We start from the raw sequence: 25,594 nt of genomic DNA, 5'->3' as shown, positions 1-25,594 counted from the left end.
CTAGGTGGAATGACTAAAAACAAAATTCTATTTCATGTGCTCGCATTCATTTTGACGACAACTGTAGCTGCGACTTCTTCTGCTGCTGACTGGTCACAAACCAACATCCAATTCCTGCATGGGAACGAATACAAAAAAGGCAACGATGACAGCTATTCAGCCACCGTCGTGACTTTTGAGCACTTGAGTTCCTGGGCCTACGGCTCCAATTTTTTCTTCTTTGATATCACCAGCCCCGACACCGAAAACAGCACTGCTTACTACGGTGAATTCTCTCCAGCCCTAAGTCTGGGTAAGACCGGCGTCTTGACGCCGCCAGAAGGGGTGTTGAAGGACGTTTTGTTGCAATTGAACTTTGAAATCCCGCAGGGGCCCGCTCGCCGGGTGAATCTGGGCGGAGTGACCTTGGAATGGAAAGATCTGTGGTTTGATTACCTGGGCACCCAGTTCCTGTATCGCGACGCTTTGGGGGTCGACGGGCACACCGGTCAGCTGACTGTGGTGTGGTTGAAACGTTTTGGTGGTGAGGTCTTTCCGCTGGAGTTTTCCGGTTTTGTGGACTGGGCAGGGCAGGAAGGTCCGTTGAAGGACAACATTCACACCCAGGCCAGTTTCCTTTACGACTTCAATCGTCGCACGCAAAACAAAGTGCCGTTGAAGATCGGCGTTGAATACAAATACTGGAACAACAAGTACGGCATCCAGGGTGTGGTTGAAAATGTGCCACAAGCCAAGCTTCTTTGGATCTTTTAATAAGGTATGTCTATGAATTTTAAAGCACAGTTTAAGGGCCTTCGTGGAAAACTTCTGGGTGTGGCGGTCTTGCCGCTGATCGCTCTGTCGGTGACAGCGTGGATCAGCTTTCAGGGTTTCAGTCAGATCGGGACCATGCTGAATGAATCTTACGAAGTGTATGTGCCAAATATCCGCCTGTTGGGCCAGCTGAATCTGAATCGCGCCAATATCGGCTATTTCACTTTCGCAGCTTTGGCGAACAAAGAGGACATGAAAAACCGCGAAAACTTTGTGGGTCTGCTGGATCGTTCGGTGGATTCTTACAAGGCGGCGATGGCCGAATACGAAAAGCAGAATTTCATCCAGGGCGAGGCCGAGGCATTCCGTGCGATGAAGGACAACTATCCAAAGTATCTTGAATACACCAAACAGGTGCGCGAAGCTTTGCTGCGCGGAACTCCGGCGGACTTTGAATTTGTGGTCAGCCTTGTGGATAAGGGCGGACCTTGGCAGGTGCTGCAAATCCAGATCGATCACACAATCACCAAGATTTATGAGATGTATACGGCCATCAGCAAATCCAACAATGAACTGCAGAAAAAAGAACGCGCCCAAAAGGCGTCTTTGATTGTGGGTGTGGCATTGGGGTCTTCCTTGGTGCTGTTCCTGATCATGTTGTGGATTGCGAACCGCGTTTCCGGTTCTGTCGGCCGGGTTGTCGGGGCGCTGACCGAAATCAGTCAGAATGTCTCTGGCGCGATTTCCCAGCTGTCCGTGGCGGGCCAGGCATTGTCCACGTCTTCCACCGAAGCGGCGGCCTCTCTGGAAGAAACGGTGGCTTCCTTGGAAGAAATGACTTCGATGGTTTCGCGAAATTCTGACAGTGCGAAACAGGCTTCGTCTTTGGCGGATGGTTCTTCGTCTGTGGCCAAAGAAGGGGAGCGTGAAATCAACGGTCTGATTGAATCCATGTCGCAGATTTCCCGCGATTCCAAAAAAATTGAAGAGATCATCCACGTTATCGATGACATCGCCTTTCAGACGAACCTGCTGGCACTGAATGCCGCGGTCGAAGCGGCCCGTGCCGGTGAACAGGGGAAAGGCTTCGCCGTCGTGGCTGAAGCCGTGCGTGCGCTGGCTCAGCGGTCCGCCACAGCGGCCAAAGAAATCAACGGTCTGATCAAGGAAAGTGTGGAGCGAACAGAAAAAGGCAGCGTGGTGGCGGATAATTCCGGCCAGGTTCTGTCCAGAATCGTGTCTTCGGTTGAGCAGGTTGTGGTGTTAAATCGCGAGATCGCCCAGGCCAGCAGCGAACAGTCACAAGGCATTTCCCAGATCAGCAAGGCCATGAACCAGCTGGATCAGGCATCGCAAAGCAATGCGGCGTCTTCAGAAGAGATCGCCGCAACGGCGGGGGAAATCGAACGTCGTGCCCACGAACTGCAGCAGCAGGTTCAGATCCTCAGCTCCGAAGTGCTCGGAGCCTGATCGATTACTGACGGCCCTTTTCCATTCGTTTCAGGAATTCAGGGGCCTTTTCAAACTGAGTCAAAGTCAAAGCATCAATCCACACTCCGTGTGGGTTGATGAACACCACCGTCGGTAAACCCTGAATGTGGTATTTCTTTTTCAGTTCACGCAGTTCCGGTGAATCTTTGGTCGCATCAAATTTCAACAACACATAATTTTCAGACATGGCCCGCACACGAGGATCGGTGAAGGTGTGTTCTTCCAGCTCAAGGCAGGCCGCACACCAGTCCGCCCAGAAATCGATTATCACCGGCTTCTGCTCTTTGGTGGCTTGGGCCAGGGCGGCATCAGAGTAGGGCCGCCAGTTCAATTTTTGGATTTGATTGATGCTCGCGCCACCCATCATCTGCCCGCGGATATAAGGGCGCAGATCCAGCACGGCGATCACTGCGTAACCAATGCCGACAACCAGCAAAGCCTGCATCAGACCTTTTTGAATGTGGCGAAGGGCGCTTTGGCCTTTGGCTGGCAAGAAGGCGCCATAGATGCTGGCCAGAACAATCAGACCGATGGCAAGGGCGCCGTCAAACCAGCGCGCCGGCAGCAGCAATTCCAGATAGTAATAGAATGCCGAAAGCATCAGGGTTCCCAGAATGAACTTGAACGCATTCATCCATGGACCGGAACGAGGCAGGGAATTGGCCAGTTGATTGAACAGCCCCAGCACAATGAAAATCAATCCCAAGCCCAGGGCGTAAACGAACAGATACAGGAAGCCCATCATCTTGTTCTGTGTCGAGGCCACGTAAGTCAAAATCGCCACCAGCACCGGTCCGACACAAGGGCTTGCCACGATACCGGCAAACAATCCCGTCAGATATACACCGATGACACCTTGCTTTTTGGTTCCGCGTCCCAGTTTGTTGCGCAGGAAGGCTGGCACCTGCAAATCATACAGTCCGTACATCGAAAGTGCCATCGCCAGGAAAATCGCACAGACCACGGTCAGAACATAAGGATTCCCCAGACTGGCGCCGAACAAACCTCCGCTGGAAGCCGCAGCCAGGCCCAGCAGGGAATAGGTGGTTGCAATGCCCAGCACATAAATACAGCTGGTGAAGAAATTCTGCAGGCGGGTTCTTTCATTCGAGTGATTTCCCAGAACTGCCAGGGTGATCGGGATCATCGGGAAGATGCACGGAGTGAAGCTGGTGAAGATCCCGGCGAAGAACACAAAGATCAAACCGGCGATCATGCTGCTTCCCAGATACTTCTGGAAGTTGGCGGTATCAAAGAAATCCGTTGGTGCAGCCATTGGTTGCACGTCGGCTTCCAGAATTTGGGATTCACCTTCCACCATGGTCACGACAATTGGAACTTCAATCAGTTTTGTGGTCGGGAACAGACAGAACTGATCTGAACACGCCTGATAAGTGAGCTCCATTTTCATTTTGGTGTGTTTTTTCAGGAAGCGGTGAGGCGCTTCAATATGTGCCGTGAGTGTCGCAGCTTTTTCAACCCCGCTGCGCATCTTCTTGGAGAACTTGTCATGCCACTCAACGATCGGCTCAATCTTGAACGGAGCCACTTTGAAGCCGTCTGGTTCCAGGATCACCACGCTGAATTTGTCTTCATACGCGTGATATCCTTCGGGGAGCGTCATTTTTATTTCGATATTGCCGCCCTGGCCCGGGCTCCATTCGTAAGGCACGACTTTGGTTTCTGCCAGTAACGGGTCGGTGTCGTTGGGATCTGCAGCCCAAGACCTTGGACTTGTGATCAGGGAAAGCAGGATGGCTACAACGTAAAGCAGGCTGATTCTCATGAGTTTCCTCTTAGTATCTCTCCGGACCATGGGCAAGTTTATTTGCGACTGACTCAATATTAACACAGTTCGGTCCGATAGAGAAACTGAGAGGTCATATCTTATGGGTTTTGTAGGTATATTAGTTGTATTCGTGATGGTGTTCGGCGGCTTCCTCATAGCCGGCGGTAACATGTCCGTGATCATCAAGGCGGCCCCTCTGGAGCTGATGATTATCGGGGGCGCAGCCCTCGGAGCGTACATTATTGCAAATCCGATGAAGGTCATCAAAGCCGGATTCAAAATGAGTATCAAGGCAATGACGGCGAAAGGTCCTCAGAAGCAGGATTATGTCGAACTGTTGCAGATGATGTTCCAGTTGTTCCAGGCTTTCCGTAAGGAAGGTCCTCAAGGTATCGAGAAACACATCGAGGAACCGGACAAGAGTGACATCTTCAAAGCTTATCCAAGTTTCATGCACAACCATCATGCGGTTCACTTCCTTTGTGACACGATGAAAATCACGCTGTCAGCAGAGATGTCTCCGTACGATGTTGATGATCTGCTGGATGCCGACATCAAAGCCATTCACCACGAAGAGCACATGGCGGTTCACGCCGTGCAGACAGTGGCCGACGGTTTCCCGGGTCTGGGGATCGTTGCCGCGGTTTTGGGTATCGTTAAAACGATGGCCCACTTGACGGACGGGGTTGAAAAGATCGGTGCCTTGGTTGCAAGCGCCCTGGTTGGAACGATGCTGGGGGTTTTCGGAGCGTACGGTCTGATTGGTCCGACGGCGACGAAAATGGGTGCGGATATTGATGCTGAAGGTCGTTACCTGGGTTGTATCAAAGCTGCGATGGTGGCTTTGCAAAGAGGTGCACCTCCGATTGTGTGTGTCGAGTACGCACGTCGCTCGATCATGCCTGAAGAGCGTCCATCCTTTGAGGAAGTCGACAAGGCAACGAAAGAAATTAAGAAAGCAGCTTAATTATGGCAGAGAAGAAACAGACGATCGTTATCAAAAAGATCATAGTTTCCGGCGGCGGTCACCACGGGGGTTCCTGGAAGGTGGCCTTGGCCGACTTTATGACGGCCTTGATGGCGTTCTTCCTGGTTATGTGGCTGGTGGGGCAATCTGAAGAAACCAAAAAAGCGGTTTCAGATTACTTCTCCACACCTTCTGTTATTGAATACAATTTCCAGAACTTCGGTGCCGAAATCACCCTGGAAAAACTTTTCCTGGATATTCTGAACGAGCCGTTGAAGGCCTTCCAGAGTTTCATGGAACCGGCAGACAAGACTCCGAACCTGTTGGATATGGGCTCCACGAAGGTGGTGGCGGCTTATCTGGCGGATCAGATGACCGATGTGGCAAAGAACGTGACAGTCACTCCGGATGGATATGACTTTGATATTCCTGACTACATGTTGTTTGAGCGTGGCACCTCCACGCCGAATGCCAACTTTGTGAAAGTCATGGACAAGATCAAAGGCATCACCACTGGTTTGAAAGATGCGGATATCAAGCTGACTTCGGGTCTGTTTATTCAGGCGGTTCCGGATGGCAGTGTGATGTCTGCCAACAAAGTGGCTTCCGAGCGTTTTGATATCGTTCGCGCCAAGATCCTGGCTTCACTTGAAAACAACACCGTGAATGTTTCTGGTGGTATCAGTGTGAAGGAAAAACGCGGTGAAATTGATCCGGCGAAACTGGTGGGTTTCATTCGTGTGAAAATCGCGCAGAAGGAAATCACTTCCGATGGGCAAAAGCCGCGCAAGCTGGAAACCTTGTTCGGACCTTCCCGTGTGGACATGTCGGTGTATGACAGCTTCGTGAATCAGATCAGCAACCGCAAAGAGGCGGAAAAGAAGGACCTGAAACAGCAAGTGGATCAGGACCTGAAAGAAGAGACGGGCATTACAGATCCGTCGATGCAGACAGAATAAAGAAATAGTCACCGGCCCCATCAAACTGGGAGCTTTCACTGGTCGCGGTGAGGGCTCCTTCAAAGAAAATCACGCCCCATTTTGTTCCCAGTCCGGTCCGTGCATCAAAGTACGGATTGATTGTTTCAACGTCCGGTGTGTTATAGCCGATTTCGTTGTTCCATTTCCAGCCGCCAAAAACATCCATGATGTTGCCAAAAGCAAAGCGTTCGGACTTTTCATGGGTCGCTTCCCAGTTGGAGTTGGTGTCGTACATGATGCGTGACTTCCACAGGTTCAGGTGCAGGCTGAGCAGATCGCCGTTGTGGTCACCGCCATTGTAGTACTGACTTTTGGTGTAACCGATTTCCAGAGCTGTGTTTTGCGAGAAGTCCACTTTCACTTCCGCATTCATGCGCAGGTTGAAGTGGTCATCACCTTGCTCAAAATTCGTGTTCGAACCCCAGACTCCCAGACGGAATTGAGATCCAAAGTTGAACCAGAATGATCCCTGCAATGCCGGAGACTTGTCGGATTGGGAAAGCCCATGTTCCACATAGTGTGAAAGCAGGCTCACATCACCGGACAGCGCAAAGGTTGGAGACGTGCTGGCTTTGGCGGCCGCGGCCCCCAAAGTGCTGATTAGAATAATGGTAAAAGCAATGTATCTTCGCATAGATAGTTCGTCTTATTGTGACCCAGTCCGGTGCGAAAAACAAAGTTTTCGCATTTACTGCGTACGGGGAACTGGACCAACAGCCCCAAGAAAGGTAGATTAGCCCGCTATGAATCTTGATTTGCCACTGAATGAATACACTTATGTCGCCTTTGATACTGAAACCAGCGGAGCTTATCCGGTGGGGCATGACGTGGTCGAGTTTGGCGCTGTGAAGTGGTACAAGGGCGAAGAAGTCGGCCGCTTGCAGTTTCTTTTCAAGCCGCGCGAGCCGATGACTGACTTCATCATCGGGATTCACGGCATCACCAACGAAATGGTCGCCGACGCCCCGTTGATCACCGAAAAGATCCGCGAGATCCATGAATTCTTCAAAGGGGCGATTGTGATGGCTCATCACGCACCTTTTGATCTGGGTTTCATGGCCATTGATTTTGAAAAGAATCAGCTGCCGTTGTTGCCGGAACCGGCATTGTGCACCAGCCTGCTTTCGCGCAAATGGATTCATGGCGTGGAAAACCACAAGTTGCAGACTCTGGTCAGACATCTGAACATTGACGGGGGCCAGGCCCACCGGGCCTACGACGATGCGAAAGCCTGTCTGCACGTGGGGTTGGCTTGTTTTGCCAAGATGCCACCGGAAATGACTTTGGCTGGAGCCATCAAAAGTCAGGGAAAAAATCTGTGGTGGAAGGACTATTCTCTGGCGTCACTCAGTGCACCTCAGTTCAAGTCCATCATCGAAGCGATTCAGACCAAAAAAGATGTCGATATGGTTTACGAGGGCGGATCAGACCGAGGTTCCACCCGTCGTGTGACCCCGATTGGGATTGTCAGAAATCCGGACGGGGATTACCTCCAGGCGTTCTGTCACAAGGATCAGGCGGCAAAACGCTATTATCTGAATCGTATCAGCGATGCCCAGGTCATTTGGATCTAGGCACTTAGCGCACTCCGTTTTTTCCGTACTTATAGACGATGCTGTAGTTACGGTGTTTGTGCTGAAGACCCGCGACATAGAAGCTGTCATCGGAGTTGATCGCAATCGCTCTGAAGTCAGACTCAAAGTTTTCGGCGGCAGGTTGTTCTAAAACCACTCCGGCTGTGCCGAAGCTGGAGTCTATGCTGCCATCTGTATTCAGTCTTAATACTATTGCTTTGTAAAGGGCTCCGTGAACTGCGCCGCCTACAAGCAGTATTCGCCCATCACTTTGCACGCCCAGGTCATGGAAGTCTTCAGCGGTACTGCCTGCGACTGTCACAAGAGTAGACCCCGCGGTGCCGAAGCTCGGGTCCAGGCTGCCGTCGGCGTTGTATCTAGCCACGCCAAAATGGGAGTCCACTTGTCCTGCCAGAATGACTCGGTCGTCCGGCAGAATCGCCATTTTTACGTGGACGTGATTTGTGCCGCCAAAATTTGTTGTCAGATAGCCCGTGCCAGAGCCCCAGGTCGTGTCCAGAGTTCCGTTTGAATTCAGTCTTAGAAGCATGAACATGTTTTGTGTTGTGCCTGTAATCAGCAGCTTCCCGTCACTCAAGTATCGTCCATCATGGGCCCGGTCGACGTCGCCCAGATCCAGAAGCAAAGTTCCTCCGGTGCCGAAGCTGCCGTCCAGTGAGCCATCCGGATTGTACCGGGCCAGAGCGATGTTGTTATCTTCACTGCCGATAAGCACAATTTTTCCGTCAGGCTGCACCAGCATGCTGGAAACAGACTCAGTGGTTCCGGCGGTCAAGCTTGTCAGGACAAATCCTGCTCCACTCGCGAATGTGGTGTCGAGGGTGCCGTCTGTGTTGTAACGGGCCAGCAGGAAGTTTCCATCCACGTCTCCGGACGCAAGAATTTTTCCGTTTGCCAGGACGTGCACATTGCCGAAGGAAGCGTACTCGTTGGGCAAGGGATAAGCCAGGGTGGAGCCATTGCTGCCGAATGAAGAGTCCAGAGTGCCGTCAAGATTCAGGCGTGCCACAGCTGTTTTGCCCCAGTCATTGCTCTGTGATGCGCCTCCGAGCAGAACTTTTCCATCAGGCTGCAGTGTGATGCAGGCAATGGCATCGTAGGGGTCCCCTTCAATGTCATAGTATCCGGTTCCAGTGCCGTTCAGTGTGGTATCCAGGCTGCCGTCAGGGTTGAGTCGGGCCACGGAGTACTCTTCATTGTCGGTAAACGTATAACCTGCAATTAGAAGCTTATCGTCGCTGAGCAGGTGCGAGTCTGCCATGTAGTCGTACTTTGTGTTGCCCGTGACGTCGACACTGACGAGTCCGCTGGCACCATAGCTGGCATCCAGAGCCCCGGCGGCAGTCAGTTTCGCTGCAACAAAGTTGTTGGCGCTGTTCCCGCTCATCATAATGCTGCCATCACTCATGACATCCATGCCTCGGCAAACATCGCTTCCTCCAAAGTCCACAACAGAAATTCCTGTTCCGTTGAAGGTGGCGTCTACCGCTCCTGCAGCTGTGTATTTTGAAAGATAACAATTGGAGTTTCCAGCCGTGGTCAGGGCTCCCGCGACGAGGATGCTGCCATCGCTTAGAGGATGGATGCTGTAGATGCTGTCGTTCGCCGAACTGCTGCGGTTGGTGATGACAATCCCGGTGCCACCAAACGCCGTATCAAGGCTTCCGTCGCTGCTCAAACGGGCGATCACACCGCTCAGGTCTCCGGTAGGCCAAGTATAACCGCTGACAATGATTCTTCCCAGACTGTCGGTTTTAAGGTCGTAAACGTCATTGTTACGTCCGGCGATTGTCAAAATATTGAAACCCGATCCAGAGTTGAAAGTGGTGTCGAGGCTTCCGTCTGAATTGTAACGGGCCACAAAGATCTGGTTGTAAGGAGAGACAAAAGCTATTCCAGCGACCAGAATTTTTCCGTTGGCCAAAAGCTGTATTTTCTTTCCTTCGCTCTCTGTCGCCGAAGGCAGGTTAAGATACGAGAAGCCCACCGTGCCAAAGCCGACGTCCGGAGTGCCGTCGGAATTGAGTCGCACCAGGGCAATAGACGACGTACTGCCTTCATTGCTCAGGCCCACACCCAGGATTTTTCCGTCGGGTTGGGTGGTGATATCCATTAGGTTGTCAAAGTTGTTTATTCCGGGAGCATAAGTCCAGCTGCCGTCTCCGGCAAAGCTGGTGTCCAGGGTGCCATCAGCGTTCAGACGGAGGATTCCAAAATCTTCTCCGTCAATAACATCGGCATAACCCGCCAGCAGGATCTTGCCATCGGCCTGAACCGTGAGGGCGTTGGAATCGTTTTCGCCGGGAATTCCGCCGGTTTTCAGCTTAAATCTAACAAACCCGTTGTCGCCAAATACCAATGATGTGTCTGTGTCTGGTGTGAGTGAAGGCGGGCTTACAGAGGAACTGTCGGACGAAAGGATGCTGGCATCGATGGAGCAGCCAGTAATGACAAGACAGAGTGATAGAATCCGGAAGTAAGAAGTCATTTATTGCCTTTACACGAGAGTTCCAGGAGGCAGTTCCCAGGAACTATTCGGTAAAAGGCGATTGCTAGTTTAGAACGCTTGTCGTGTTTTGAAAGAAACTGTTGCTCGTCTCAATTTGAGAGCCCCACCCTCGGTGGTGGGGCCGACCCCGAGGAACTAATCTTCGTCGATGTTCCAGCTTAGGTTGTTTTTCTTTTTACCTTTACCCGGAATCAGACCATAGCGCTCTTTCATGGATTGCAGGTCTTCGCGGTGCGCGCGGATTTTCAGAACCACGCCGTTGGCTTCATAGGACTCGTTCAGTACACGCATTTTGCCGCGGATTTCACCGATGGCACCCTGAGTGGTGTAGGGGATCAGAACATCTTCCTCGACCATCTCGTTTTCAAAGTGTTTTACCAGCATGGAATGCAGGGTCGCCACATCATCCGCGTTTTTCGCCGACATGAAGTGAGCTTCCGGGAATTCTTTTGCCAGTTCGGCTTCTTCTTCAGGGCTCAGGCGGTCGCGCTTGTTGAAGATCAGCTTGCTTGGAATATCCTGCGCGCCGACCTCTGCCAGGACGGTGCGGGTGACTTCCAGTTGTGAGCGGAATGTCGGATCGGAGCAGTCCACGGTGTACAGAAGCAACGACGCATTCGCCGCCTCATCCAGTGTGGATTTGAAAGACGCCACCAGATCATGCGGAAGTTTTTTGATAAACCCCACAGTGTCTGAAACCAGAATCTTGGGTTTGGTTTCCGGATAAAGAATACGAACGGTGGTGTCCAGGGTTGCAAACAATTTGTCGGCGATCAGCACATCACTGCCGGTTAATGCCCGCATCAACGAGGACTTGCCGGCATTGGTGTAACCCACCAGGGCCACGGTCAGTTCCTGTTCACGGCGCGCGCGACGGGTGTCCAGCTCCTGGGAAATGGAAGCCAGTTCCTGCTTCAGTTCCTTGATGCGGTCGCGGATCTTACGACGATCCAGCTCGATGCTGGTTTCACCGGCCCCTTTACCGCCACCACCCTGACGGTCATCGCCAGCAGTGGATTCACGCATGCGTGGAGCCACATACGTCAAACGCGCAATTTCAACTTGCAGACGGGCTGCACGCGTGCGGGCGTGACGGCTGAAGATTTCAATGATCACCCCGGTGCGGTCGAGAACCTGGGCACCGGTGGCGCTTTCAAGATTGCGCAACTGGGACGGGGAAAGATCGCAGTCAATAACCACAACCTGGGCTTTTTCCTGAGGTGTTGTGTCGCCGGAAGAATCCATGTCTTCAGCGCCTTCTTCAACCTCGAAAACTTCTTCGACGTCATCACCGAAAAGATCGTCTTCTTCTTCGTCTTTTTTAAAGCGCAAAGCGGCCTTGTGTTTTTTCTTGGTGAAGTTTGGACTGATTTTGCCCGTGCCGCCGGTCCACTCGGCCAGTTCTTTCAGTTTGCCATCACCCAGGACGGTGGCGGTTTTGGTCGAGCTGCGACGCTGGGACATCTGGCCGACAACTTCATACCCCAGAGTGGTGACCAGACGGGAAAGTTCCGTCAAAGACCCTTTGAGTTCCTGATCTGAAGTGCGTTGAAGTTGGATACCGACAAGGACGGCTTTAAGAGGCGTGGTTTCGTTCATGGCGAAGGGTATAGCACAGGCTGTTGCAAAAGCCAGTGCGACTTCAAAAAACCTTATAAATCCAGGGGGATCGCTGCCTCAGGATGTAGCAAATACCTGCTGGATTCGATGCCAAGGAATGTGAGCCTCAGGACAGTTGGCTGAAATAGGGATAAAACCGAACTGAGGGCTTTTGGGTTCGAACTATTTGCGTGGGCGCAGATAGTGGCGCACCAGTTCGCCGGTGCTCACAAAGGAGCCGTCCTTGAAGACACAGCGATCCAGGGAAAACCACTCTTTGGAGGCTTCAAATTCCAACAACTCCGGCTTGCCCCCCAGCTTGCGGCACAGATTGAAGCCCGGATTGCTTTTTTGATCCAGAATGTCCGCTGTCTTAACTTCGATATCGACTGTGAAAGCCGTGCATTTACGGTTTTGGCAGTCTTTGGAGTAAAGCTCGGTACGGTCTTCATTGAAACAGTAAGTCTGCGCTTCAACGACTTTGGTTTCAGCATTGTACGGCATGCGGAAGCTGCCTTTTTGGCAGGTCAGATCCGCGGCAAACACAGGCGTTGTCAGAAACAGAATCAGACTACTTAACATAAGTTGCACCCTTGCCTCGTTTTACGATGTCCGCTTTCGGAATCCAGATATTGCCCTCTTTGCACTGATAAGAGGGATCATAGTAACCGCAGCTACGGCCCCAGGAATTTCTTAGAAGATATTCGCACTGTCCGGATTTTTCATTGAATCTGCGACCGACCAGCACACTGGCATGCATGCCCAGCTCGGAATAGTCCCGGCGGTCGGTAAGGCCAGTGGCATCATAGCTAAGGACTACCGGATTTTTGGCGCTCAATTGCTCGTCAATTTCATCACCCAAGGATTTTTCACGGAAGGTCCACGGGGAAGACACTTTCAAGTTTGTCTTGATACGCTGTTTGCACGTGCGGTTGGCCATCTGGTCGATGAAGTCCGCGCGCGAAGAAGTTTTCAGGATGTGTTCCAGGTCCTTGGTGCTCACATTCGGGAACAGACGGCGGGAGGTTTGATAGACCTTTTCACAGTTGGGGGCGGACCACGACGTGATTTCATCCCGTCCCAGTTTGTCAATCTGGGTGATCAGCTCCTGGTATTCACCGTTGATGTTGTCTTCGCTTGGAAAATCTTTTTCCAGACACAGGCCCTTTTCGATGGCTCCTTCCAGGGCGCTGGAAGGGAAGCCGCCTTCAAGACTGCCGGCTTTGACTCCGACGTATTTGGCGCCGGTGTTGAACAGGCTGTCGTTATAGTTTACGGCAATGTCCGCCGCAGAGATTTTCTTTTTCAGTTTGAAAGACAGTATATCCGCGGCCGCAAATGCATAACACCAGCCGATGGAATCCTGATTTCGCACCGGACCCATTTCTTTGCTGACGTCCATGGGTTTGCAGGATTTCTTTTCGCGGGCATAGGATTTTTCAGCCTTGGCTTTAAGACCGTTCGTGAAGGACTTCAGAATATTCGGAGGAAAACCCAGGGCTTTACCATAAGCCGTGTAGGCTTCGACAAATTCATTAATGCGACCGGTGTTGGCATATTGTTCCATATCGACCTGGATGCGGTTGAATTCAGCACGAAGGGTTTGAGTGCGCAGGGTGGGATAGAAAGTGTCAGGCACCCCCAGTCTGCGGCTGGGAATCTTGCATCGCTGCATGCGGCTGGTCAGTGAGTCGATCTCCATCGACATATCGTATTTTTGATAGCCTAGAGCGATTTGCTTGGCCTGTGTTTGGATGCTGGAAATACTGCAGTTCTCGGCAAGAGCTTCTGCCAAAGGGAAGGCCGTCAAAAATAGAATTGCGATCAATGTACTGCGCATGGTTTGTTTATCGGAATTCAGAGGGAAAACCTGTGGATTTACGCGGAAATCAGGACCAAAAGAGGGGCTAGCCCTCTTCTTTGTATTCGATCACATTGACGGTACGCTCTTTTTTAATCTGGTGCAGGCGTTTGTTGATTTCGTCAGCCAGTTCTTCCAGATGTTTGAATTCGTCTCCGGTGCGGAGCTTGAGATGGGCTTCGGCTTTGCCTTCCAGGGCCTGGTTCAGGAAGCGCTCAAAGGCATAAAGTGGACCGGCAATACGGTGGGAAATCAGACGGCCCACCGCAAACAAGATCGCACAGAACGCAACCGAGATGATCATAAAGGTGATCACAAAGGGCACCAGAAACTTGTTCAGCAAAAAGGCGTTGTTGCCCACCAGCTCCTGAATCGTCACACGCATGTAGGTATAGGAAAACACCGAGCAGATCAGCGTCAGACTTAAACCCACACCCATCAGAATAAAACAGTATTTCAGCTGGAAAGGCATGTTCACCCAGTACTGTTTGCGCACGTTGTTTTCGGGCCATAGCAATTCACCCTCGCGGATGATCGCATAGACGATCAGACCATATCCCACCCACTGCAGGGCATCGGCGATATTGAATGCCGGACTGGACAGGGACGGAGTGCCGACCACGATGAAATCCACCACATAACCCCAGATGATGCGGTCCGTGACATTGCCGATGATTCCGCCAATCAGGATGGAAAGGCCCGAGCGCAAAGTGAGGGATTTAATCGGAAGCAGATATTGAATCAAAGCATAAGTCGCCAGCAAAAACGCGCCGCCGGTTGAAAGGGACACGATACGCAGCACAGACGGCAGATCCGAGAACAGCCCCAGCATAGCCCCATGGTTATGATGAAGAACGAAGTGCACGGGACCATAGGATTTCAACTGCGTGATTCCCGTGGCCCAGATCTTGGTGATGCGGTCCAAAGACCACGTCGCCAGAAGTGGCAGAATCACAATTAGCCATTCACGTTTTTTCATGAACTTCAGTCTAACAAGTGACCGTAGGACTTGCGAAAGAAAAACACCAACATTACCATCGTCTAGAACGCGTGAAAAAGGCTCATCTGACTGCGTTGTTGGACTTGCGTTTTCTGCAGGTGATTTGGAACGGTTATCTGGATTGGTTTTTATGGGGAGAGTTGAGTGAAAGCTTTATTGATTTCTTTGGTCGTTGCGCTGATTTCTTTCAATGTTCACGCGGATGATAAGTTTAAGGATATTTCCAAAGAGTTTGAGGGGCTGGCTAAGAAGTACGGCGTGAACACCAAAGATTTGGGTATTTATGCGACCATCGGTGAAGGGGAAGAGCTGAAGACTCTTTTGGATGTGAATGGGAACAAGATGATGGTCCCGGCGTCCATTTCGAAAATTGCGACGGCTTCCGCGGTTTTGGCTTCATTTCCTCCGGGGACTAAATTCAAAACTCAGCTTTTGACCAGCGGGGATCTTAAAAGCGGGACCTTGAAGGGGACTTTGTATCTTAAAGGCGGCGGGGATCCTTCTTTTGTCTCTGAAAATATGTGGTATTTGGTGAATGCCTTTACCCGTACCAAAATCAAAAAGATTGAAGGCGATATTGTCGTGGACGACTCTCTGTTTGACAGAGTCCGTTACGACTTGAGCCGTCAGAAAGAGCGTGTGGATCGCGCTTACGATGCGCCGGTCGGGGCGATGAGTTTCAACTGGAATTCGGTGAATATCTTTGTGCGTGCCAACGGGGCCGGTAACGGTGCTGAAGTGACGATTGATCCGGAAAATGACTATATCCGCCTGGTGAACAAGGCCAAGACGGTGAGCGGTTCCGCGAACAATCTGCTGGCGGACCGCGATGAAGACAAGAAATTCCCAGGTGATGTGATTCACGTGGGTGGCAGCATTGGTCAGGGTTTGAAGGAAGTGGTGGTCTTTAAGAACATCACGCAGCCGGACCTTTGGGCAGGATACAATTTGAAAGCTTTCCTGGCGCAAAGAGGAATTCAACTCACCGGTACGATCAGGAACGGTGTCACACCAGAGAAGGCCGAACTGGTGGCTGAATCGGAAAGCAAACCGATTGAGCAGATGGTTGCCGACATGAACAAGTTTTCAAACAACTATGTTGCCGAGATGCTGACCAAGAATTTGGGGGCGGTGAAAAAAACAAAAGGGGCGACGCTGGCCGACGGCGTGCTTGTTATCAATGAGCACATGCAAAGTCTGGGTGTGCCGGCAGAGCAATACAATCTGCAGTCTCCTTCAGGTTTGTCGCGCCAGAACAAGCTGTCCTCTTTCGCGATGTGGAAGGTCCTGCAGCATTTACGCAACGATTTCCGGGTCCAGCCCGAGTTCCTGACCTCCTTGCCGATCGCCGGGGTTGATGGCACGCTTAAAAAACGCATGAAGAATTCTCCGGCAGAACGCTGGGTGCGTGCGAAAACGGGATTCCTGACAGGCGTGGTCTCATTAGCGGGTTATGCGGGTTTGGAAGACGGGCGAGTTGTGACTTTCTCTTTCGTTTACAACGGTTCCACGGATGAGACGAAGATTCGCGCGTTTTTTGATAATTTACTTATCTATCTTGTAAAATAAGCCGATTGAAAAGGTGGAAGGTGGACCTCCCATGATGAAACTTAGTGTCTCAGTTCTATACGTTTTTATGCTAGGCGCTCCTGTGGCAATGGCACAGGGAAATATTGCTGAGCAGGTGGTGCCGCAGGTTTTGGGTCGCAGCCCGGAAGAAAGCCGTCCTTGGCGTGCTCCGGTCTTTTCCGATCAAACCGCGTCACTGGGTTACCATGAGACCGCATTCTCCATTCCCAAAGGCATGGACAAGCAAGTTCAGTTCTGGATTGATATCTATACTAAATATTCCACCAACCAGGGTGTGATTCACGATTCTGAAAACGTTGAGAAGGTTTACGAGATCGTTGATCTGACGGGCCTGACAACAGAGCGTGCGAAGCAAAAGCGCGTTGATGAAGTTAAAAAGGAAATTGCGCTGAAGCTGAATTCCCCGGAAGCGGCGGAGCGCCTGCGTTTCCAGCTGGGTCAAAAGGACCGCATGCAGGAGGCGATCTTCTATTCCGGTCGTTATATCGAGGATATGGAAAAAATCTTCCGTGATGCCAAAGTTCCGGTGGAACTGACGCGTCTGGCGTTTGTTGAAAGTTCTTTCAACATCATGGCGCGCTCCAAAGTGGGGGCCAGTGGTCTGTGGCAGATCATGCCTTACACGGCTCGTCCTTATAAGATGATTTCAACTGCGGTGGACAACCGCAATCATCCGATGGAAGCAACAAAACTGGCGGCGAAACTTCTTCGTCAGAACTATTCCATGCTGAACTCCTGGCCGCTGGCGGTGACAGGTTACAATCACGGTCCAACCGGTGTGCGCAAGCTGACTGAAAAGTACGGCACCCGTGAGCTGGGGCAGTTGGTGACGGATGTGAAATCCAGCAAGACCTTTGGTTTTGCGTCCCGCAACTTCTATGCAAGCTTCCTGGCGGCATTGGAAGTGGAAAAGAACGCGGGCAAGTATTTCGGTTCTGTGGTGTGGTCCAAGCCGCTGGATTCCCAGGATCTGAAGCTGCCGGTGTCTGTGAAGTACAAAGAGATTGTGGCCTGGTTTGATGGTGATGATCGCAAGGCCCAGGTCTTCAATCCCCACCTGACCTTCAAGGCCCGCAAAGGCCACCCGATCCCGGCTAAGACGGTGATCGCGGTTCCAAAGGACAAATACAATGTCGCTTTGATCACCCTGGCCCGCCGCGACCGCATGGTGGCGATGGAAGATAAAAGAAAATAGAAATTAGAGATTGGAAATTGGAAATAAAAAAAGCCGGGATTGTCTCCCGGCTTTTTTATTTTCGAATGTGCGGATGGCTTAGATAAAATCACCTTTATTGCGATTCACAGCTGCCACCGGAGCGGGGCCGCTTAGATCCAGGTATTTGTGGAAGAGCTGATAGATCTCTTCCACAACGGCTGTATCGTGGATGGCAGTTGGATTGTCGATCGCCATCGTGTTGGTCAGGCCGATGAAGGCGTTCACCATGATGTAAGAGATCTTTTCCATGTCGCGGCCCGGGATCTGCGGAAGATTGTAACGAACAACCTCCTGGAAGAAACGGATCGTCTCGGACATGTAAGCAGCTTCGGCAACATAGTACTGAATGGTGGTCAGTTTAGAGCGAAGTTCCGAGTTGCGACGAGTGGTTTCAACAGCCAGTTCAATCATGCCCTTCACACGCTGCTCAGGTGGCAATGGGGAAATGGCACGCATTTTCTCACTGAAGATGCGTTTGTCTTCTTCAAGAATGTTTTTCACAACAGCTTGAACAACGGACTCTTTGTTACCAAAGAACTGATACAGTGAACCGATGCTGACACCGGCTTCTTTGGCAATTTTATCGGTCGTGATGGAATAGAATCCTTCACTGACCAAGAGGCGGGAGCAGGCATCCAGGATTGTTGCTACTGTCTGGCGAGAACGTTCTTGTGTGGGAGCCTTTACAATAATCTTAGTTTTCTTCGTTTTTTCTTCAGATGACATCATGTTCAACGAAAAGCCTTTCTGCGGACCTAGTTCCATGTGGACAGAATAGGATTGACTGGACGCGGGGGCAAGTCTGGTTTTTTGCAATTCTGTAATGTTTGTAAATAAATAATGAAGATTTATGCGAGGTTTTATTCACTATAGGCTTGGGCGTCTTGAAGAACTTCAGGACCCCACATCACTGTGTCGCCCGAGTTGATGTAGTTCTGAAGAAAGTTCGATAGATCCGAAGCGCCTTCGTTCATCCAATACATCACACAATCCGAATTGGTTGTATGAGCTCCATGAGCCGTGTCCTGATGAACTGTGACCATCGGAACGCCGTTGTTCACAAATCCCAGGGCGTGCCCCATTTCGTGCACCAGCGTGCTTTGCTCCACGTATTTGGGAACCACGCCGTTGGGATTTGCCCCCGAGCTTCGCACGACATCTTTAAAGATCGCAATGATCGGGGTCCCGCCAAGGCTGACGCCTATGACTCCGGTTTCAGGGCCGGATCCGGTGCTGTAGTTGCCGTCCAGGAAATAAAGATAGAAACGGGAATCTGCACGGGTGGGAAGCTGACTGTGATACTGCTTGTGCAGATTGACGATATCGATGCCAGTCCACTCTGTCTTGCCTTGAGCCGGGATCGCCGTCATTTCGGCCAGAGTTTTTGGAACGGCAATGGTCGGAGCAGCACTGCGATACTGGAAGATCGCCGTCAGATTGTCTTCCAGAATCTGCCAGTAGTTCATTCCACTGAGGGTGGTTCCCGTGAAGGGTTCAGACCCCGTTTCATAATAAACTTCCATCGAGATCTTTGCCGTGCTTTTGAAATACGTTCGGGAGTTTGAGTGCGGAAAGCTGGATTCCGTGCTGGAACTGCCGCTGCAGCCAGCGGTCAGAATAAAACAGATTGAAACAAGAGATCCCAGCAACGTCTTTACCACATATCCATGTTAGACCGGGTCAGTGATGTTGCCTAGATCTCGTTTCAAAACCGGACAAATCTACTGCAGTTCTTGCTCGCAGTAAATTTGTGCACGCTGTTCGTTGGCCGGATAACTCATGGATTGAGCCAGTTTCTGGCATTGCTTTTTGGTGATGGTGCGATTGAACTTGCGCAGGCACTCCCAACGGGCTTCATCCCCCGAGTCCGGGAACTCCATCAACTTGGTGATCGAGTGGCATTCTTTAAGGTTGGGTTGTTGGCGCAGATCATACAGGCACACCAGGCGGGCTTCTTCCGCATTGGTGGAATATTCCATGGAGGCAGCCACACCCAGGCACTGGGAAACTTTGATCTGGTTCTTTTTTTGTTTCAGACATTTCAAGCGCAGGTCATCGCGCTGATCCATGGCAAGTTTGGTGGACTTCGCCACATGGCAAAGCGGGGTGGCTTCCGCACGGAAAGCACCCAATCCAATCATCGCAGCTACAACCAACAAGAGCTTCATCATGTTCGCACTCCAATAAGCACTGGGCATTAAAGCAAGGTTCCGGCCAGATTTATATGCAAATAAGAGCCGCCTGAAATCAAATGACTGTCTCATAATTTGACAGTCGACATTCTTTGGAAGCGCAAATAGTCAGGTGCACAAAGGGAGTGTCCTTGGCTGCCCTTTAAACCGCCATTAAAGGGCACAGGCTTTGCTCTGTTAAGACTCATATATAAAGAGAGGTCGGATCATGGGCGCAAAGTCAGGTCTTATAAAACTATTGGTGGCGGGTTTTGTGATGACGTCAGGTTCTGTGGCGGCGGCTGCGGATAAGGACTCCTGCATTTTACCCGATGAGCAGCAGATGCTGTCGTGCCTGAACTCCACCTTGATTCCTTCCCTGGCCCCGTCGGCAGAGAAGACTTTCAAGGACTATTTCCAGCGTCTCAGCCAAAGTTATCAGTTGCCGACTTCGGCGGAAGATCTGGCGTCCTTCCGCACGAAGTACTTCCCGCAGGATCAGCTGCCGGCCATCGAAATGGTGGGCACCCGCCTTGATGGCTCGGGAAAAACTTTCCGCATAGTCAAAGATTCTTACTTCCTGGTGGGAAAACGCAAAGCGGAAAAGCTTCTGCGCCGAAACACTCACGAGGCTTTGCAATTCGTGGCTTATTTCCATGCCCGCAATTTCGGAAAAAAGAACGGCATGCTGTTCAACTTCAACCGCGTGGAAATCAGCGCTCTGAATGTTGAGGGCAGTGAAGGCGTTCTGGCCCTGGACGGGCAAACCCTGAGAATCAATCTGCCGGAAGACCGTGAAATTCAGGCCAAGGATCTGCTGAAGCTTTGGAATTCCGGTGACGTGCTGCTGACACAGTCCCAGGCCAGCACTCCACGGGCGATTATGAAAATCTTTGCTCACTTCGGCAGCCAGACAGACAAGATGGGCATGAAGGTGCTGGAAAACTGGAGCTTCTTTAACCCGATTTCTGATTTCCGGGTGCAGTTGGCAGCGCTTTATCACGGCCATTCAAAAACTTTGATTCAGAAGCTGCAGAAACTGCCGGATTCGCAGTTTAAATCCTGGATTCAGGAACTGATGCCGCAAGAGCAAATTCAGCAGGAGACCGGCGATCTGAAGGGCCTGGTCCTGGCATCACTGAATTCGTCCGACGTGTATGCCGGTGCTTTGGACAGCCTGTTCAGCGATAAAAAGTCCTCTGGCAGTGGGGATATCAGCATCATCAACCGCAAAACAGGCCTGTGCCTGATCAAGGTCAGCAACAGCCACGTGATCAAAGTAGACTGGGATGAATCGGAATTCGGCGAGGGTGCCAGCGAATCAGTTCAGGCTGAAATCAAAGTTGACGGTGACAAAGTCGATGTGACTGCGGCCAGCCATCAGGACATTCATGTTGTGAATGATCAGACATGGGTGGGCGGTGTCTGTGTCGACACTAATGACAATGTTCAGGTGAATCTGGACAGTCTGCTGCGCGCAGTGAAAAAGCGCATGACAGACAAGTCGCTGGTTAAAATGGCTGTGAAAAGAGTTATTTGATTTCCAGAGCCGCCTCCACCGCGGCCTCGGCATTGACCAGGCCCGAGCCATAACGATTGTCTTCGTTGGGCGGCATCGGTGTGGCGGTTTTCATCAATAAAGCCTTCACCTCTGAGGGCTTTAGTTTTTTGTTCGCAGCCTTCACTAAAGCGGCTACACCGGCCACGTGCGGAGTGGCCATCGACGTCCCGAAGGTTTCTTTGTAACTTGTAAGCTCAGACTTCAGGCTGACCAAAGTTTCAGGCGATGTTTTAACCAAGGCGCGGATCTTTTCACCCACGGCCTGCTCTACGAAAAAGCCCACTGCAAACAACACATTGTCTTTTTCAAACAAGCGCGTTTCTATCAGGCCCGGTCTGTCGTTGGCGACAATCACGCTGGTGGCGCCGGCGCGCATGGCATTGCGGATCTGGTCTTCGATCGGAGTGACGCGGTTTAAAGTGACCAGCACATGTTTGTCTTTGACGTCTTTCCCGGCAAAGTCCGCCGGATCACCCAAGCCGCAGTCCACGACAGCACGTGTTTGCTCAGTATAAGGAACCGCCGTGCCCTTAAAGTGATAGGCCTTCAGTGTTTGTGGTCCCGTGGCCTCCGCAAGGGTCACAGTGCTGGATCGACCCGAGCCCACGGGAATGGTCGACACGATCTGAACCCCCGGAGCCACCACAGACACTTCCGGGCCGTACTGTGAAAACACCGCGTGATTCAAATTTTTGTCTACAGCGCCCACCGCGATCACCGACGGGGCGGAGGCGGGGAAGAAGACTTCGTTGATGCCATAGTTCCCCGTGGCCGCCACGACGGTGATCCCGGCCTGATCCGCACGCAACAAAGCGGCTTTTTCAGCCGGGGACCCACCCGAGCTTCCCAATGAAAGATTCATCACGTCCACACCTTGATCAATCCCCCAGGAAATCCCGGCGACGATAGCGGTGTTGGAACAACCTGAATCCACACAGACTTTGGCGGCCAGCAGTTTTGCTTTCGGTGCAACACCGGAAAAGCCATTGCCATCTTCAGCAGCTGCAATGGTGCCGCCCACATGGGTGCCGTGACCTGTGCGATCATAGAAATCATAGATCCCATCTTCGCCCGTGAAGTTGCGGCCTCGTTCAAAGTTCGGAGCCAGCGAAGGATGAGACGCATTCATTCCGCTGTCCAAAACCAGAACGCGGATGCCATCACCTTTGTTGGATTTGCTCCACGCTTGCGGGGCTTTCACCGCTTCAATGCCCCAAGGGCTGCCGGGGGTAACGACATCGATATTGGCAAGAACGGCGCCCTCACTGACTCGTGGGGGAGCCGGGTGGAAGTATTCCTTTTCGACATAGGCCACACCCGGAGCGGACTTCAGGCGTTCGATGTCGGCGGGGTTTTCAGTGTCGACGATGAAAGTGTGAAGTTGTGGCAGGCTTTTTTCGATTTTGCCCGGCAGGGACTGGGACCAGGTGCCGCGGGTGTTCAGCGTGCGCTGGAAAGCGGAAGCATCCTTCATCATCACAATCGCGCGCGCTGCCAGGGCCTGGGAGCATGTGGAAAGAACTAGCAGAAAAGAAAAAAAGGTGAACTTCATGGGATCAGAAGTTCACCTTTTCGCGTCTATATGTAAAGGGGCTGTGGGGGCTTGTTGAAAGCTTTTCCCGGGTGTCAAAAGACTTTACGGGGAGTTTTCTCTTTTAAAGCTTCCTCGACCCAGAATTGCACTCCGTGGTGGTCCTGGATGTTCTTCATATAGGCTTTGGCCATCTTGTCTTTGATCTGAATTTTGTAAGACAGGAAGCGGAAGACAATCGGCGCAAAGAAGGCATCGGCGATGCAGAAGTCCCCGAACAGGTAAGGCCCTTCGCTGACTTTCAAAGCGGTGGTCCACATTTCCAGGACGCGGTTGATGTCACTGATGGTTGCCGGAGTCAAATGGCGGATTTCTTCCGAGTGTTTCAGATCCATGCTCAGTTGGGATCGCAGGGACGCAAAACCGGAATGCACTTCTGCCGCGTAGGTGCGGGCCAGCGCGCGGGCACCGATGTCTTCAGGCCACAATTTTGCTTCTGGAGAAAGTTCATTCAGGTATTCCGCAATCGCCAAAGAATCCCACAGGACAATTTTGCCTTGTTTCAGAGCCGGCACTTTTCCGGATGGAGAGAATTTTGCGATCTGTGCCGCCGTTTTTGGCTGATCCAAAGTGATGTTGATTTCACGGAATGGCAAACCGGATTGCACCGCCACCAGCCACGCACGCATGGACCAGGATGAAAAGGTTTTGTCTCCGATGATCAGGTCAAAATACGGTTTGTCGCTGTGAACGTGATAGGCCACTTGAATACCTCCGGGTATTGGGATGGCCTAGAGTCTATTATCAGGCTGCCGCCTCGGCAAGGGTCAGCTCAAATGGAGGCGGTGAGGCAGAGGTTTCTTCGGCTGTCGCCTCTTTCTGTTGCTGTTTTGCGTGTTTTTCAGCCTTGTGGTGTGTGTATTTAGCCCACAGCTTGCGCACCCAGTGATGGGTCAGCGGGTTTTCAAAGCTTCGTGCCTCTTTTTTCTCAAACACCGCGATCGCGCACTTGTAGTTCATCTTTTCGATGTGCCCCTGAATGCTCGCCCCCAGTCGTTCGCACATGGTGTCGACCTTCAGATCCACCCTTGGTGTGCCCACGACAAAGTCCGCCGGGGACTGATCCATATAGAACAAACCCAGCCCGGTCAGAATCTCGCCCCAGGGTATTTCCTGGGACTGCTTGCGCCACAGTGGTGCCAGGGTGAAGTATTCCATAGTCATGATTTTGTTGCCCTGCTTGGTGACCGACTTCACAAACTGCGGATCGAGTTCTTTGAAATAGTTGTGATTTTGATGAGCACGCAGATTCAGATCGAATGTGGTGAACAGGTTGAAGCCGACTATTTCATTCTTATACAACAGCACTCCCGCAGCATGACAGCGGAAGAAATCGTCGTGATCCAGTTCGACTCCGGCACGGGTAAGAACACGACCGAAGGTGTCCTCCCACAGGCCATATACATCGTTCAGAAGATCTTTTTGCGTTTCGCACACGTGGTGAAGCGGGATGATTTGATAGCTGATATTTGGCATACATCAAGCATGAAGTCGGTCTGGCATATTCTGACAGTCCAATTGAATTTTTTTGGACCTTCGCTAAGTTTATGTCACGGATTCCATGTCGAACAGCAATAAAAAAGGCGACTTGCGCCGCCTTTTTCAGAGTTAATTTTGATTCGCTAAACTAGGGTTTGAAGATCGGACCATTGCCATCAAGCACGCGATAGGGATTGTCAGCGTGTTCGATCATGTAAAGAACCGGTTCTAGATTCTTTCTTTGCACTTCCGGGATGATCTGCGCGCCTGGATAGAAACCGCCCGAGCCCCAGCCGCTGTTGGCCGGATCCAGTTCGAAAGTGAATGAAATGATCTTGTGTTCCCCGTAAGCCCAGTCCGTCGTGTCCCCGCTGGCGATGTACAAGCCAGAGGCTTGTTTGGGCTCATAGCCATTCCACTCCGCCATCTTCTTTGCCATCACTTCGTGAACCTGTTTGTCACGAGTGTTGGAGATCCCTTCGTACTGGTGACCCCAAGGATAAAGGATCAGCTGCGAGAACGTGTGGAAGGAAAGCAGGCTTGTGATGTTCTCGTGGGACTCAACATAGTTTTTAATTGCCTGAGTTTCGGGTTCGCTGAAGGCCGATGGTCCACGGAAGGTGTCGCTGCTCGGGTTGGTGCTGGCTCCACCGCCGCCCCAGCCGTAACCGTAGTTGCGGTTCAGATCCACACCGTAAGTTCCGTTGCTGTTTTGTCTGCGGTTTTTTCTCCAGGATTTATAGCTGCCCGTGGAAATGTCAAATTCAGCTCCGTCCGGATTGACCATCGGGATGAAGTGCAGATCGCGGGCATTCACCAAACGCTGAATGCGTGGATTGCCGTTGGCGTATTCGGTCAGCAGGTATTCCACATAGTACAGTGGCAGCTCGATGGACAGATGTTCACGCGCGTGGTGACCACCCATAAAGATCGCCGCTGGCAAAGTGTCCGCATTGGCAAGATCGCCGGAAATGCGGATGGCCCAGATATCACGGCCCTCCAGGGACTTTCCGATGGAATTCATTTGGGAAATGTCGGTGTGCCGGGACGTCAGAGTTCTAAGTTTCTCGGTCATTTCCGCATAGTTGTGGAAGGCGGCGTCTTTCGCCGGGAAGTCCATGGCGTCGGTCATCGGGAAGCTGACTTCAAGAAGTCCCAGGTCTTCGACGGCGTTTTTTTCTTCCAGACTGCCGACGGCGATCACATAGTCTTCACGAGTCGCTTCAATGGAAGCACCGGTATTGGCAACCAGGCTTCGCTGGAATTTGTCTTCCGCGCGAACCTTCATCCAATATTGAGTGGTATCTACAGATTGTGCGTTTTGCAGCGGCAAAAAGCTGATAGCGGAAATGGCAACGGCCGCCATCCACATGGTGGTCTTCTTCATAACCCCTCCTTGGGTTTCTGAGACAGAACTCAGATACCATATTGTGAGAGGTTTA

The 25,594-nt window shown here is 51.7% G+C and carries 22 protein-coding genes; 8 read left to right on the top strand and 14 right to left on the bottom strand.

The window, feature by feature from the left end:
• The first annotated feature begins 9 nt into the window (after nt 1-9).
• Together BD_RS14915 and BD_RS14910 are read left to right on the top strand one after the other, a co-directional pair.
• Nucleotides 10-753: a DUF5020 family protein gene (locus BD_RS14915; protein WP_038448405.1), complete on the top strand. Its 744-nt coding sequence runs from the start codon at nt 10-12 to the stop codon at nt 751-753.
• Between the two features lie 12 nt (nt 754-765).
• Nucleotides 766-2,223 carry a methyl-accepting chemotaxis protein gene (locus BD_RS14910; RefSeq protein ID WP_144313795.1) on the top strand — a complete coding sequence of 486 codons (1,458 nt, stop codon included), beginning with the start codon at nt 766-768 and terminating at the stop codon, nt 2,221-2,223.
• A 4-nt stretch (nt 2,224-2,227) separates the two neighbouring features.
• Here BD_RS14910 and BD_RS14905 read toward each other — a convergent pair whose 3' ends face one another.
• Nucleotides 2,228-4,030, bottom strand: coding sequence for a protein-disulfide reductase DsbD family protein (locus tag BD_RS14905; protein ID WP_041583622.1), 1,803 nt, complete (start codon nt 4,028-4,030; stop codon nt 2,228-2,230).
• A 103-nt stretch (nt 4,031-4,133) separates the two neighbouring features.
• Here BD_RS14905 and motA point away from each other — a divergent pair, with 103 nt between their 5' ends.
• Together motA and BD_RS14895 are read left to right on the top strand one after the other, a co-directional pair.
• A complete protein-coding gene (gene motA, locus BD_RS14900) occupies nt 4,134-5,000 on the top strand; it encodes a flagellar motor stator protein MotA (RefSeq protein ID WP_038451640.1) in 867 nt (288 codons plus the stop codon).
• A gap of 2 nt (nt 5,001-5,002) precedes the next feature.
• A complete protein-coding gene (locus BD_RS14895; protein WP_011165606.1) occupies nt 5,003-5,959 on the top strand; it encodes a flagellar motor protein MotB in 957 nt (318 codons plus the stop codon).
• Here BD_RS14895 and BD_RS14890 read toward each other — a convergent pair.
• Nucleotides 5,931-6,614: a TorF family putative porin gene (locus tag BD_RS14890; protein ID WP_011165605.1), complete on the bottom strand. Its 684-nt coding sequence runs from the start codon at nt 6,612-6,614 to the stop codon at nt 5,931-5,933. The genes BD_RS14895 and BD_RS14890 overlap by 29 nt on opposite strands.
• Before the next feature lie 109 nt (nt 6,615-6,723).
• Here BD_RS14890 and BD_RS14885 point away from each other — a divergent pair, with 109 nt between their 5' ends.
• Nucleotides 6,724-7,554: an exonuclease domain-containing protein gene (locus BD_RS14885; protein ID WP_011165604.1), complete on the top strand. Its 831-nt coding sequence runs from the start codon at nt 6,724-6,726 to the stop codon at nt 7,552-7,554.
• Between the two features lie 4 nt (nt 7,555-7,558).
• Here BD_RS14885 and BD_RS14880 read toward each other — a convergent pair whose 3' ends face one another.
• The 5 genes from BD_RS14880 to BD_RS14860 form a co-directional block, all read right to left on the bottom strand.
• On the bottom strand, nt 7,559-10,063 hold the full coding sequence (locus BD_RS14880) for a delta-60 repeat domain-containing protein (protein ID WP_011165603.1): 2,505 nt from the start codon (nt 10,061-10,063) through the stop codon (nt 7,559-7,561).
• Nucleotides 10,064-10,219: 156 nt separating this feature from the next.
• Nucleotides 10,220-11,683, bottom strand: coding sequence for a GTPase HflX (gene hflX, locus BD_RS14875; RefSeq protein WP_011165602.1), 1,464 nt, complete (start codon nt 11,681-11,683; stop codon nt 10,220-10,222).
• A gap of 183 nt (nt 11,684-11,866) precedes the next feature.
• Nucleotides 11,867-12,265 (bottom strand): hypothetical protein, encoded by a 399-nt coding sequence (locus BD_RS14870; RefSeq protein WP_038448398.1) that lies wholly within the window; start codon nt 12,263-12,265, stop codon nt 11,867-11,869.
• Nucleotides 12,255-13,523 (bottom strand): C1 family peptidase, encoded by a 1,269-nt coding sequence (locus tag BD_RS14865; protein WP_011165600.1) that lies wholly within the window; start codon nt 13,521-13,523, stop codon nt 12,255-12,257. The genes BD_RS14870 and BD_RS14865 overlap by 11 nt, the downstream gene beginning before the upstream one ends.
• A 67-nt stretch (nt 13,524-13,590) precedes the next feature.
• Nucleotides 13,591-14,523: a signal peptidase II gene (locus BD_RS14860; RefSeq protein WP_011165599.1), complete on the bottom strand. Its 933-nt coding sequence runs from the start codon at nt 14,521-14,523 to the stop codon at nt 13,591-13,593.
• Between the two features lie 165 nt (nt 14,524-14,688).
• Here BD_RS14860 and dacB point away from each other — a divergent pair, with 165 nt between their 5' ends.
• Nucleotides 14,689-16,113, top strand: coding sequence for a D-alanyl-D-alanine carboxypeptidase/D-alanyl-D-alanine endopeptidase (gene dacB, locus BD_RS14855; protein WP_038448394.1), 1,425 nt, complete (start codon nt 14,689-14,691; stop codon nt 16,111-16,113).
• Between the two features lie 31 nt (nt 16,114-16,144).
• Nucleotides 16,145-17,329: a lytic transglycosylase domain-containing protein gene (locus BD_RS14850; protein WP_080559010.1), complete on the top strand. Its 1,185-nt coding sequence runs from the start codon at nt 16,145-16,147 to the stop codon at nt 17,327-17,329.
• Between the two features lie 78 nt (nt 17,330-17,407).
• On the opposite strand, the gene BD_RS14845 is transcribed toward BD_RS14850, so the two are convergent.
• The 3 genes from BD_RS14845 to BD_RS14835 form a co-directional block, all read right to left on the bottom strand.
• Complete coding sequence (locus BD_RS14845; protein ID WP_231839200.1) at nt 17,408-18,115, bottom strand: TetR/AcrR family transcriptional regulator; 708 nt, start codon at nt 18,113-18,115, stop codon at nt 17,408-17,410.
• 95 nt (nt 18,116-18,210) lie between these two features.
• A complete protein-coding gene (locus tag BD_RS14840) occupies nt 18,211-19,011 on the bottom strand; it encodes a zinc metalloprotease (protein ID WP_011165595.1) in 801 nt (266 codons plus the stop codon).
• A gap of 60 nt (nt 19,012-19,071) precedes the next feature.
• On the bottom strand, nt 19,072-19,521 hold the full coding sequence (locus BD_RS14835) for a hypothetical protein (protein WP_041583620.1): 450 nt from the start codon (nt 19,519-19,521) through the stop codon (nt 19,072-19,074).
• 229 nt (nt 19,522-19,750) lie between these two features.
• On the opposite strand from BD_RS14835, the gene BD_RS14830 reads away from it, so the two are divergent.
• On the top strand, nt 19,751-21,061 hold the full coding sequence (locus BD_RS14830) for a hypothetical protein (protein ID WP_011165593.1): 1,311 nt from the start codon (nt 19,751-19,753) through the stop codon (nt 21,059-21,061).
• Here BD_RS14830 and BD_RS14825 read toward each other — a convergent pair.
• The 4 genes from BD_RS14825 to BD_RS14810 all read right to left on the bottom strand — a co-directional run bounded on the left by BD_RS14825 (nt 21,054) and on the right by BD_RS14810 (nt 25,539).
• On the bottom strand, nt 21,054-22,634 hold the full coding sequence (locus BD_RS14825; RefSeq protein WP_011165592.1) for a S8 family serine peptidase: 1,581 nt from the start codon (nt 22,632-22,634) through the stop codon (nt 21,054-21,056). The genes BD_RS14830 and BD_RS14825 overlap by 8 nt on opposite strands.
• A 74-nt stretch (nt 22,635-22,708) precedes the next feature.
• Entirely contained in the window at nt 22,709-23,377 is a 669-nt protein-coding gene (locus BD_RS14820; protein ID WP_011165591.1) for a glutathione S-transferase family protein, read from the bottom strand.
• 40 nt (nt 23,378-23,417) lie between these two features.
• Nucleotides 23,418-24,149, bottom strand: coding sequence for a hypothetical protein (locus tag BD_RS14815; RefSeq protein WP_011165590.1), 732 nt, complete (start codon nt 24,147-24,149; stop codon nt 23,418-23,420).
• Nucleotides 24,150-24,300: 151 nt separating this feature from the next.
• Nucleotides 24,301-25,539: a M14 family metallopeptidase gene (locus tag BD_RS14810; RefSeq protein WP_011165589.1), complete on the bottom strand. Its 1,239-nt coding sequence runs from the start codon at nt 25,537-25,539 to the stop codon at nt 24,301-24,303.
• Nucleotides 25,540-25,594: the final 55 nt, after the last annotated feature.

The sequence above is a fragment of the Bdellovibrio bacteriovorus HD100 genome, assembly GCF_000196175.1.
GTDB lineage: Bacteria > Bdellovibrionota > Bdellovibrionia > Bdellovibrionales > Bdellovibrionaceae > Bdellovibrio > Bdellovibrio bacteriovorus.
Note: the sequence above shows the minus strand (reverse complement) of the source record. Positions and strands in the feature narration are given on the sequence as shown.